The sequence below is a fragment of the Nodosilinea sp. LEGE 07088 genome (genome assembly GCF_015207395.1).
Lineage (GTDB): Bacteria > Cyanobacteriota > Cyanobacteriia > Phormidesmidales > Phormidesmidaceae > Nodosilinea.
This window is the reverse complement of the sequence record NZ_JADEWX010000180.1, coordinates 1-11524: the sequence shown is the minus strand read 5'-3', so window position 1 is coordinate 11524 and position 11524 is coordinate 1. Positions and strand designations below refer to the sequence as shown.

12 protein-coding genes are annotated in these 11524 nt (G+C 56.6%); 7 read left to right on the top strand and 5 right to left on the bottom strand.

The features are described from left to right. From IQ254_RS25875 to IQ254_RS25850, 6 genes are all read left to right on the top strand, one after another. The coding region (locus IQ254_RS25875; RefSeq protein ID WP_228041101.1) for an SPOR domain-containing protein at positions 1-349 on the top strand (349 nt) is incomplete at its 5' end. Positions 350-448: 99 nt separating this feature from the next. Further along, positions 449-1147, top strand: coding sequence for a PspA/IM30 family protein (locus tag IQ254_RS25870; protein WP_193969038.1), 699 nt, complete (start codon positions 449-451; stop codon positions 1145-1147). Between the two features lie 222 nt (positions 1148-1369). Further along, positions 1370-2557 carry a formamidase gene (fmdA, locus tag IQ254_RS25865; protein ID WP_193969037.1) on the top strand — a complete coding sequence of 396 codons (1188 nt, stop codon included), beginning with the start codon at positions 1370-1372 and terminating at the stop codon, positions 2555-2557. A gap of 78 nt (positions 2558-2635) precedes the next feature. After that, complete coding sequence (locus IQ254_RS25860; RefSeq protein ID WP_193969036.1) at positions 2636-2926, top strand: FmdB family zinc ribbon protein; 291 nt, start codon at positions 2636-2638, stop codon at positions 2924-2926. Positions 2927-3192: 266 nt separating this feature from the next. Then, positions 3193-4485 (top strand): cytosine permease, encoded by a 1293-nt coding sequence (codB, locus tag IQ254_RS25855; RefSeq protein ID WP_193969035.1) that lies wholly within the window; start codon positions 3193-3195, stop codon positions 4483-4485. 160 nt (positions 4486-4645) lie between these two features. Continuing rightward, complete coding sequence (locus IQ254_RS25850; protein WP_313887573.1) at positions 4646-5917, top strand: phosphatidylserine/phosphatidylglycerophosphate/cardiolipin synthase family protein; 1272 nt, start codon at positions 4646-4648, stop codon at positions 5915-5917. Positions 5918-5994: 77 nt separating this feature from the next. Here IQ254_RS25850 and IQ254_RS31845 read toward each other — a convergent pair whose 3' ends face one another. Continuing rightward, complete coding sequence (locus tag IQ254_RS31845; RefSeq protein ID WP_228041100.1) at positions 5995-6252, bottom strand: hypothetical protein; 258 nt, start codon at positions 6250-6252, stop codon at positions 5995-5997. 1430 nt (positions 6253-7682) lie between these two features. Here IQ254_RS31845 and IQ254_RS25845 point away from each other — a divergent pair. Next, positions 7683-7892 (top strand): nitrilase-related carbon-nitrogen hydrolase, encoded by a 210-nt coding sequence (locus IQ254_RS25845; RefSeq protein ID WP_255527032.1) that lies wholly within the window; start codon positions 7683-7685, stop codon positions 7890-7892. A gap of 738 nt (positions 7893-8630) precedes the next feature. Here IQ254_RS25845 and IQ254_RS25840 read toward each other — a convergent pair. Genes IQ254_RS25840 through IQ254_RS25825 form a run of 4 tightly spaced genes read right to left on the bottom strand, consistent with a single transcriptional unit; the run spans position 8631 to position 11460 of the window. Further along, positions 8631-10145 carry a YdiU family protein gene (locus IQ254_RS25840; protein ID WP_193969033.1) on the bottom strand — a complete coding sequence of 505 codons (1515 nt, stop codon included), beginning with the start codon at positions 10143-10145 and terminating at the stop codon, positions 8631-8633. Between the two features lie 15 nt (positions 10146-10160). Then, a complete protein-coding gene (locus IQ254_RS25835; protein ID WP_193969032.1) occupies positions 10161-10775 on the bottom strand; it encodes a cupin in 615 nt (204 codons plus the stop codon). A gap of 10 nt (positions 10776-10785) precedes the next feature. Continuing rightward, on the bottom strand, positions 10786-10935 hold the full coding sequence (locus tag IQ254_RS25830) for a hypothetical protein (RefSeq protein WP_193969031.1): 150 nt from the start codon (positions 10933-10935) through the stop codon (positions 10786-10788). A 24-nt stretch (positions 10936-10959) separates the two neighbouring features. Then, positions 10960-11460 (bottom strand): gamma-glutamylcyclotransferase, encoded by a 501-nt coding sequence (locus IQ254_RS25825; RefSeq protein ID WP_193969030.1) that lies wholly within the window; start codon positions 11458-11460, stop codon positions 10960-10962. Between the last annotated feature and the right edge of the window lie 64 nt (positions 11461-11524).

Genomic DNA, 11524 nt, shown 5'->3' with positions numbered 1-11524 from the left:
CACCCCTGCCGCCGTATCACCCGCTCCTGTTGTTCGCCCCCCTCAGCCGCTGGCCCGATCGAGTGCCCCGGCTCCTGTGACCCAGGCTCCGCCAGCCCGAGTCGCTCCCCCGGCCCCCATTACCCAGGCACCCCAGCAGGCCGCAACGCCCAACTACTACGTGGTGACCAACTACAACGGGGCCCAGTCCCTAGAGGCTGCCCGTGGTGTCGTGGGCGATGCCTATGTGCGCAATTTCTCGGGCGGCACCCGCATTCAGATGGGTGCTTTTTCCCAGGCGTCGTCGGCGCAAAATCTGGTCAACCAGCTTCAGCAACAGGGTATTCCTGCCCAAGTGGTGACGCCTTAGGTGAGATCAGGGGTATTGGTAAGCGACGATTTGCTGCTTACCAACACCCCTCTGCCTGCCTGTTATGCTGAAACAGGTCACAGTTGCAGGAGATACTCGATGGGGCTGTTTGATCGGATTTGGCGAGGCTTGCGGGCAAATCTCAATAGCGCCGTCAACCAGGCCGAAGACCCTGAGAGGGTGCTGGAGCAGGCCATGACTGACATGCAGGCCAATCTGATTCAGCTACGTCAGGCGGTGGCCCAGGCGATCGCCACCCAAAAGCGCACCGAGCGCCAGAGCGCCCAGGCTAAATCGACCGCCCAGGAGTGGTATAACCGGGCCGAACTCGCCATTCAAAAGGGCGAAGAAGACCTGGGTCGCCAGGCGCTAACCCGCCGCCAAACCTATCTGCAATCGGCCCAGGCCATGGATGCCCAGCTCGACCAGCAGCGCGATGTGGTCAACGGCCTGAAGCAAAACATGCGGCGGCTAGAGGCCAAAATTTCTGACGCCCGCACCAAAAAAGACCTCTACATCGCCCGCGCCCGCTCTGCCGAAGCCTCCCAACGCATTCAGGAAATGCTGGGCCAGACGGGCACCGGCGGCTCGATCGCGGCCTTTGAGCGCATGGAGGAGCGGGTGATGGACCTAGAGGCCAAGTCGGCAGCCCTCGAAGAGCTCAGCGGCGACCCCCTGGAGCGCCAGTTTGAGGCCCTAGAGGGCGGTTCGACCTCGGTCGATAGTGAGCTCGCGGCGATAAAAAATCGCCTGGCCGGTCAGGGGGGAGCTCACGATAGCCTGCCGCCCTCGGGGTAGTTTATGGGATGTAAAAATCTACAGGGCTGCGTCAACGAGTTGACGAAATATTACAGTAGCCGCTGCGGGCTCAACTCTGTAAAGGACGATACTCCTCTATATTTCAACACTGGCCCAAACTGAGGACTGAAGCCTCCACCTCCAGATGCCGACAACTGACCATCCAGGGAGGCTGTAGACGCTGAGCCACGAGTTCGGCATGCCTCTTAGGGAGAACCCATCATGCCTGAAACCCTTTTTAAGGTTGACCTCACTAAGCCTATGCATGAGCAGGAGGTTCCCGGCCACAATCGCTGGCATCCTGACATTCCGGCGGTGGTTTCGGTGAACCCGGGCGACGTCTTTCGGATCGAGTGCAAAGACTGGACGGACGGGCAAATCAAAGACGACGATGACCCCAGCGACATTCGCGATGTTGAACTCACGGTGGTTCACGTCCTCAGCGGCCCGATCTACGTCAACGGGGCGCAGCCGGGCGACATTCTGGTGGTCGATCTGCTCGATATTGGGGCGCTGCCCAACGATGAATGGGGGTTTACCGGCATTTTTTCGCGGGAAAACGGTGGCGGGTTTCTGACCGATCATTTTCCGAACGCGGCCAAAGCCTGCTGGGATTTGCAGGGCATTTTTGCCAGTTCGCGGCATATTCCGGGGGTGCGCTTTGCGGGCATCACCCATCCCGGACTGATCGGCTGTGCGCCATCTCAAGAGCTGCTCAACACCTGGAATACTCGTGAGAGGGCGCTCGTGGAAAAGGGGGGTCCCCCCTGGAAACCGGCGATTCCTCCCCTGGCGGCGCTGCCGAATCCGCAAAATGCGGTGCTGGGTACCCTCAGCGGGTCTGAGTTTGACCGGGTTGCCGCCGAAGCGGCCCGTACCGTGCCACCCCGCGAGCACGGGGGCAACTGCGACATCAAAAACCTGTCGAAGGGCTCTCGCATTTACTTCCCGGTTTATGTGGAGGGGGCAAAGCTCTCGATGGGCGATATTCACTTTTCCCAGGGAGACGGCGAGATTTCCTTCTGCGGTGCGATCGAAATGTCGGGCTATATTGACCTGCATGTGGACATCATCAAGGGCGGGATGGAAAAGTACGCCATGGTTAATCCCATTTTCAAGCCCGGTCCGGTCGAACCCCACTACTCGGAATACCTGATTTTTGAGGGGATTTCGGTGGATGAATTTACCGGCGAACAGTATTATCTCGATGCCCATGTGTCGTACCGTCGGGCCTGCCTGAACGCGATTGAATATTTGAAAAAGTTTGGCTTTACCGGCGAACAGGCCTACTTGCTGTTGAGCTGTGCGCCGGTAGAAGGGCGCGTCAGCGGCATCGTGGATATTCCCAACGCCTGCTGTACGCTGGCTCTGCCGACGGCAATTTTCGACAAGAATATTTTGCCGACTTAGGCCTGATTCAATCCGGTGCAGATAGTCCTCACTTCAGTCCAGGTTTGAACGGTTGCGATCGCTGGAGGAATTCCCCCTGTGCCCCTATATGACTATCGCTGTGAGACCTGCGGCGACTTTGAAGCCTGGCGCAAACTTGCCGACCTGGAAACTCCCATGGTGTGTCCGACCTGCAATGCTGCAGTGAGTCGCCTGTTTCTGCCGCCAAATGTCAACTTAAATTCGGGGTCGTTCGCCTCGATTGGCGATCGCGCCGCAAAGGAGCCGAGAGTCGTTAAGCGAGGGGCTAAAGAACCCGCTCCATCCAGGGCTCAGAGTGCGACGGGGAGCCGCCCCTGGATGATTAGCCATTCCCCTGAACGGCTATGAGGTCATCGCCTCCATAGTTTAAGGCCATTCTGCCTGGCCAGGGAAACCTCCGAAGGCGACAGATTGCGCCTCCGAAGGCGACGGATTGCGATCGCTTTGGGCTGCGCCAACCCGCGATTCGACCTGCCTATGACCGCAGAGCGACGTTGAGCTGACCCAAGGTTTAATCCGCCCACGCTGATCATGACGAAAAATTGTTAGGCTGAATACTTTTTGCGCCTTGGCCTTATCCTTACAATGCCGACCAAGCAAGCGTTGTACTCCCTATGTCTACCAGCACCGAATCATCCGTTCTGCCCCAGGGCAAAGCCAACGAAGATTACCCGCTCAGCCCGGTGCCCGAGGCATCGCGGCGATCGCTGCTCTCCCTGGCCCCGATTCTGGCCGGGTTTACCCTCTACTCCGGCACATTGTTTGCGGGCGGGCTGATTGGCCCGTCGTTTCAGTTTTGGCCCAACCTGGTGGCGCTGATCGTGGTCGGCAATCTGATTTTGGGCCTGTATGCGGCCCTGCTGGGCTATATCGCCGGAGAGACCGGATTGAGCACGGTGCTAATGGCGCGGTTTAGCTTTGGCAATGTGGGCTCGCGCTGGGTCGATTTCATCCTGGGCTTTACCCAGGTGGGCTGGTACGCCTGGGGCTCGGCGCTAATGGCGCAGCTGCTCAATGCCCTGGCCGGGGTGCCCGAGTCGTGGAACTGGCTGATTATTCTGTTCTTTACCTACGCCTTTTGTTCAACCGCCTACTTTGGCTACAAGGCCATGGACTGGCTAAGTCGGGTGGCGGTGCCCGCCATGGTGCTGCTGATGGTGATTAGTCTGTCGGTGGCTTCGCGAGATGTGGGCGGCTTTGCGGGGTTGCAGGCGGTGGCGATCGCCGATCCGCTGCCCCTCAGCGCGGCGATTACTATCATCGTCGGCACCTTTGTCTCGGGCGGCACCCAGGCCACCAACTGGAGCCGGTTTGCCCAAAACGGTAGGGCGGGCTTTATCGCCACGCTGATTGCCTTCTTTTTGGGCAACGGATTTTTGATCTTTTCAGGCGCGTTTTGCGCCAAGGTCTACGGCGAACCCGATATTGTGCAGGTGATGGCCCAGCAGGGGCTGCTGGTGGGCGGCCTAGTCCTGTTCTTTTTGAACATGTGGACCACCCAGGACAACACCATCTACGCCTTTTCCATCGCCGGGTCAAACATGTTTCGCAGCAGTCGCCGCACCCTGTTTGTGCTGGGCGGCGCGACGATCGCGCTGTTTATGGCCTGGGGCGGCATCTACGAAGGGCTGGTGCAGTACCTGATTTTGCTGGGCACCTTTATTCCCCCCATTGGCGGCATCATCATGGCCGACTACTGGTTTAATCGGCGGGGTCAGTTTCCGGCGCTGGTAGCGCCCCAGCCTGCTTTCAACTGGGCCGGGGTGATTGCCTATGTAGTCGCTTCGGCGATCGCCTACGTCACCGGGCAGGCGAGTTGGGGCATTGTGCCCATCAATGGTGTGGTGGCAGCTGTAGTGCTCTACGTGGTGCTGAGCCGGGTATTGCCCGCTCAGCGGTCAGCTTAAACCGCCTGGTGATAGACAACTAGTTTGACAGACAACTAGTTTATGTCTAAGGGCAGAGGTTCTTGGTTAGGCAACGGGCGCTATGCTGCCATTACCGTCTTTGCTGTGCCATGTTACCTACTGCTGTCGCTGATCCATTGCTGACCTGGAGCCCTCGCCTGTGATCGGGGGGATAGTTGCAGCTGGGGTGCTACTGGTGGCCGTGGCCCTGGGCTACGCCTACCTGCGCGGGGCCTTTCGCTCGATGCCCGACTATGCGATCGCCAATATTCCCAGCCTCGACGACCCGCGCTTTGCCCTCAGCCTGGAGGGGCTGGCCAACTCGGCCGACACCACTGGCCGCCTGGTAGGGTTTTGGCCCGAGGTCGATGCGATCTACGCCGCCCGTCGGGAGGCCATTGCCCAGGCTCAGCACCTGATTCAGTACGAAACCTATTTCATGACCCCCGGCCACCGGGCCGATGCCTTTGCCGAGGTGATCACCGATCGCGCCCTGGCCGGAGTCACCATTCAGCTCTTGCTCGACCACCAGGGCACCAGCACCATGCCCCAGCGCTACTGGTGGCGGCTGCGCAACCTGGGGGTCGAGATTCAGTTTTTTCGGCAGCCCAACTGGCGAGCACCGTTGGATTACAATTCGCGATCGCACCGCAAGCTGCTGATTATCGACGGACGGCAGGTGTTGATCGGCGGTGCAGGCATCTCTGACCACTGGGATGGGGTGGCATTTGACCACGACACCGCCCCCTGGTGCGACTTTGAGCTGGCCTACGAGGGCGAGGTGGTGAGCCTGCTGCAGGGCAAATTTTTACAAAACTGGGCCTGTGCGGGCGGCAACCTCGACCTGCAAGCCGGGCTGCATTCGGTGCAGGGCAATGGCACCACCCCTCTGTTTATTACCGACAACAGTTCTACCCTCAACGAATCGTCGATTCGACTGCTGATGCAGCTGCATATGCTCACGGCCCAGCAGCGCCTGTGGATTGGCAGCCCCTACTTTGTGCCCGACCACAACACCACCGACTGTCTGATTCAAGCCTGCCAAAAGGGGGTCGATGTGCGGGTGCTGACCATGGGGGCCGCCACCGACAAAAAAATGGTGCACTGGGCCAGCCGCGAGCTCTATGGCCCGCTGCTGCGATCGGGGGTAAAAATCTGCGAATATCAGCCCAGCATGATGCACGCCAAGTTTGTGTTGGTGGACAGTGACTGGGTCAGCACCGGCAGCGCCAACTTTGACCCCCGCAGCTATTTCCACAACGACGAGCTGAATATCTCGGGGGCCTACCCGGAGCTGGCCCAAAAGGTGGAGCAATTCTTTTTGCATGCGCAGGCCAAGAGCCGCTGTCTCAGCTACGCCGACTGGCAGCAGCGGCCTCGATTGGAACAGGCCAAAGGCCGTCTGGCGCTACTGTTCAAAAATTTGCTTTAGTTCTAGAAGTTGGGTTATTTGGGGCGTGTCATGACACCGGGAAAATCCAACCGTAACCACTTCACCTGGCTTGAAGCTCACTCAGCTATATCCTCATCTTCAGGAAAAGCAGTTGCTGCATATTGCAGTGAAAAGGCGGCTAGATCTAGTCGATCTTGCTCGGTCCAAGTATCGCTCTGAATTCGAACGCGCCAGAAAATCGTAAGGTAATTGGTGTTGATATCAAGACGGTTGAGTATGGCTGGCCGATCTTGAAACATTCGGGCATTTTGCCAAAACCCTGGCCACCGCTCAGCTCCACGTTGGCCAGCGGTTGCCACCAGTTGGACTGTCATTGCAGACAATCGGTTGGAATGTACCCATTAGGGGAAACTGACTCAACTTATCCCATAGTGACTGAATTGGTGATTCTCTTTACAACACTCCGGACAGTTTTTGAAACCTAACGAGAGAATGGGGGTTTCAGCCCTTTTTCAAGGCAATTGAGCCAACGAGAAGTCAAGGGTTCCAGCGATTGTCCGAAAAAGTGTCCGGACTATTGTCTTTAAAAAGCTTTAGTTAAAAAGCTTTAGCAATGGAGCAACCTGATGCAAATTACAATCAACTTACCCCCAGACTTGGAACAAGACTTGATCCATCAAGTAACCCAGTCCAATATTTTACTTTAACCCCTTATTTTGCAAACATTACGCCGGGTAACTCAATTAACCTTTGCGGCTACTTTGCAGTGGCCAGAAAACGGCTTGTAAGTAGAAAGGCGCAATCAAATATAAGACAGTGTAGGTTGCGGTTGCGGCATGTTGGCGCAGCCTTGCCGGAGGCAATAAACCAACGCCCCCATGGGTTACGCTATCGCCAACCAATCCTGCATTTGAATTAGCCCAGCAAAATAACAGGCCGCTAGAGTAGCAAATGGGGTGTTCTTGCTTCGTTTAAATGGATAGATCGCCGCCCTACTTGGTTATTAAGCGACAATCCTAGACTTACAACCATGTTCTACCGAAAATACTTGTGCATCGCTCTGATTCGTTTTAGAAAGCCCAATCAATTAGGCACTTCTAGCCTTTGAGTACAGGCTTAATAGCACTGTCAACGGCACAATGGCCACCCTCTATAATTAACATGTTTTTTCTAAAGTCAGGTTTTTTAATCAATAGACTTACGAAATTCTGACTAAAGCTTTTAGCCAAAAAAAACGTGATCATTTTGAGGGTTTAATCAGATGACGGAAAAATTAGTAGCTGTAGCGGTAACGAAGGATGGCAGCATCACTCCCCATGCAGGCAGGGCATTGGGATGGAGGGTCTATGCCGTCCCTGATGACGCAGACCCAAGCCTAGCCTGGACGCTGGACTTAACTAAGACGGGCTGCCTGCATGAATGGCACCTACGAGGCGATGGTAATCGCCATCCGCTGCATTTTGTCGATGTCGCGATCGCGGCGTCTGCCGGTGAGGGCGTCCGACGCAGACTCCAACAGCGAAATACAGAACTGCTAACCACGAGCGAGACCAATCCAGAACAGGCCATTGCAGGCTATCGAACTGGGACTTTAGCCCCAGGCCTGCCCCACGAGCAACCGGCCTGCTCCCATTCCTAGTTGAGGACAGGCATATCCACCTTTACATATAGGCAGAGAACAGTTCTGGTATAGTCCCCAAACAGCTAGCCGCTAGAGCCTTAACCAATGGGGTACCAAGCCGAACCTGGAAGCTATCGTCCTGTCACGTTTGCGGAGTCCGCCAACACCTTCCACGAGAAGGCAATGTTGTGTCGTGCGGCAGAGAACACCTGCTACTTCGCATCGGTGAACTGCGCCAGCGCAGGTTCCGGCACCACGTCGGCGGTGGTGCGCCCAGATGGTACGCTGCAGTGCTTTCAACCCTATGGACAAGAGGGCTTACTCATGGCGGATCTAGATCTCAGCACCGCCTCCGGACTGCTCGCCTCGCGGTGCCGGATATCGTCGATCTAGGCAGGTTCGATGCAGCGAGGCGAGAGCCGCCTAACACCCTGGCGCCTTAGCTTTACTGAAGTCGCTTGGGATAGAGCAAAAAAATTGAAAACGCTGTCTCAGACGATTAGACTTTATTCCTGCATGCGTCGATCTAAATGAGCTGAGAAATTGCCGACTGTAGGTGCTTGAAACTTGCAAAACCAAAAAGTTCTGTGAATGGAAGGTAGGGGATGAGGAATCTTTTAGCGGCTCTAACAGTTTTATTGGGCATTGTTTTTGTTGCCTTCATCACTCTACTGAGCGTGTCTCTAGGCCTTCTAATTGCTCTCGACACATTTTCTGAGCCCCACGAGTCGCCTTTCTTGATACCAGAAAATTACTTAAAGTACCTATTCTTTATTTTCTTTTACTGGGGTGGCATCACCCAATGGATTGTCACGTTACCCGTTCGTTTTATCGTCGGACGATTACGAGCTGTACAAAACTCTTCTATTGCTCTGGCTGCCAGAAACTTTATTAGGGGAATGATGGTGACTGGTTATATCTTGACGGGTATATCTGTCTTCGCCACCTTAGGACTTATTTTACAGGTAGTCCTAAACGACTGAGAATTTATTTTAGGCTGCCACATAATATCTACGAGCCTGTTGATCAACATGCGCGCTAGAAGTTAGACCTGCCCCCTATAAATCTATCGGATTCACCATCCAATGGGACGTATCCAATGAGACGATGGAGGGGGCTGTGAAATCGATACTAATTTTGGGTATCGATTTTTTCCCTTGCCAAGGAATCCCAATAACGATGCTCACGGCCTGATACTTCATTGGTATGGGCTCTGTCGTTGAGACTGTTGATTAGGGTATGGAAGGGGTACCAATCGTCGGCGGTGGCGATCGCACCCCAGACCTCGGCCAGGACTGCCGTCGAAAGAGTCGTCGTTGGCGTGGAGCGTCTCAGGCATTGGGTGATGGCCGCCATGTTAGTCACTGGCTGCTGTCGCAACAGCTGATGGTAGAGGTTGCGCCAGGCCCGCAGCGCAATTACCTTCTCCTCAGACTGGAGAAAGCTAGGGTTGGGAAAAACCGCCGTGGGCGACTCGCGCCAGGTGACCGAAAACTGCCGCTGCAGCTCCTGAAAAAAGCGGTGATAGCCCACCTGGGTGCTAAACAAAAACTGGAGCGTGAGATTGATCAGGGCCTCAGCATCGCGATCGGGCAGGCTGTCGAAGCCGAGCTTTTGCACCATGGCCCGGCGGTAGGCGCGATCGTAGGTCGGCATGAAGGCTTCTAGGGCCGTTTCCATGGCCCCCTGGGGAATCACCAGTGCCAGGGGACGCTGCAATTGCGCCAGGTTCCAGCGGCAAATACTGGGCTGATTGCGGTAGCTGTAGCGACCCCAGCGATCGAAGGTAGCGGGCGTAAAGTAGGGGCTGTAGGTGTCGATAAAGGCGTAGGGGCCATAGTCAAACCCCTCGCCAGTAATCGACATGTTGTCGGTGTTGAGCACCCCGTGGCAAAAGCCCGCCGCCATCCACCGGGCCACCAGGCAGGCCGTGCACTGTACCAGTTCGGTGTAGAAGCGAATATCTTGATGGGGCTGCTGCCACAGATGGCTGTAGTAATGCTGAATCACATGGTCAAGTAGTTTGCGCACCAGATCGGGGCGATCAAGGTACTCCAACCGCTCAAAGGTGCCAAAACGTATGTGCGATCGGCTGAGCCGCACCATCACCGCCCCCCTGGCTGGGGTGGGGTGATCGTCTCGGGTGAGGGTTTCTCCGGTTTCTACCAGGCAAAGTATTCGGGACGTGGGGATGCCTAGGCCGTGCAGCGCTTCGGCGGCCAGCACCTCTCGGATGCCCCCCAGCAGCGACAGGCGGCCATCGCGGCCCTGGGCGTGGGGGGTCTGACCTGAGCCCTTGGTACCCAGATCGAGCAGTTGTTGGCGGTTGCTGCGCACCTGGCCGTAGAGAAACCCGCGACCATCCCCCAGGTAGGGGTTGTACTGGCCAAACTGGTAGCCGTGGTAGCGCAGCGCCAGGGGTGGTGGTGAAGATGACTCGAACTGAAAGTGGCCAAAGGCGGCCTCAAAATGGCGATCGCTGACGGCGGCAGGGGCCAACCCCAGCAGCGGCAGCAGCGGATCGTTGCGATACCGCAGCTGGGGGTTGGGAAAACAGGCGGGTTGCACCCGATCGTAAAACTCATCCCCCAGGGCGGCCAGGGCTGGTTCGTAAGCAAGGGTCAAAAACGGGTTGGGGGCCACCATAGGTTTCCCGTCATTCTAGTAGTTGCGGGCTCGACGGGCTACCGGGTCAAACTCAAATCGATGTTTACTGTGGGTTTCGCCGTAGAGGTTGAAGGTCACGAGCGGTTCGTCGCCCACGGCCTCGATGCTGTGAATCGCCTCCGGGGTAAAGCCGATCACATCCCCGAAGGTGAGTATTTTTTGCTCCACCAGGGCGATCGCATCGGGATAGTCGGAGTGAGGCTCGCGTCGCCAGAACTGGTTACTTTCCTGTCCCTGTAGCACGGCTACTACACCCCAGGTGCCGTGGTTATGCACGGAAGATTTTGCGCCCGGTAGCAGGGTTTCGATCTGCACCGTGAGGGGATAGCCGATTTCATCGTAGAGATTGAGGATCGCTGTCTCGACCAGGGGAGATGGCTCGGGGCGCTGGGTGCGTAGCCAATAGGAATTCAGCACCAGTTTTCGTACCAGGCGTCGCAGGTCGGGTAAACAGTCAGTTTGGTCTTCGGCAGCGGCCAGTTTCAGCACGTCTTCTACCGCGGTGAGAAACCGATGAAAACGGTAGGGCGTTTCCAGCAAGTCCCAGTCTCGGGGCGTCGGGCAGACCTGACACTGCCCGTCTGCAAGCACAATCCAATCTTTGGGCATGGGCTAATCGCTAATGGCTGCTGAGCACAGCCACGACGTTGCGCTCCTTCAGGTACTCGCTGTAGTCGGCCAGGTTATCGAGGCCCAGGTAGCCGAGTAATACTTCAGCAAATAACCAGATGCATACCTCCAGCATTAACTGACGTTTTTTGAGTTTCATGGGGTTGAACCGGGGGTAGTGGGGTTAGGCGCAGGCCATCTGTAGTCCACGCATGTAGTCAAATAGCTGCCAGCAATAGCTCTCTGGCAGCTGGCAGGTAATCGCTCCTCGCAACACCACGTTGAAATACCAGTCGTTGGGAGCAATTTCTGTGGGGGTCTTTTGCACCACAGCGTAGGTTCTGACACCGACGTAGGGCTGCCCGGCCTGCTCGATGGCGACTGACTCGCGGCGATAGTCACCATGTCCTACCCCTTCGCGCCGGTCAAGGCGATCGCTGAGCCGCCAGGGCAGCCGATACAGCACGCCGTGAATGGTGCAGCTGGGGTCGGGCAAAATATCGAGAGCGCCGCACTGCCGCTTGGCTGAGTAGTAGCGAAAGCCGAGGCGATAGCCCTTGAGGGTAGCGGGGCCAACGACGAAGGCATGGGTATTTTCTTTGAGCGATCGCTTCAAGTCAACCGGGCACATGCAAGACCCGTAGGCGAAGTAGTAGAAAGTCGATTCCAAATCGCGGGTCAGCATGGTGGGAGCGGGGGAGTGGGGGAGCTGTAGCTTATAAACATCGGACGCTGCCTACCCTACCGCG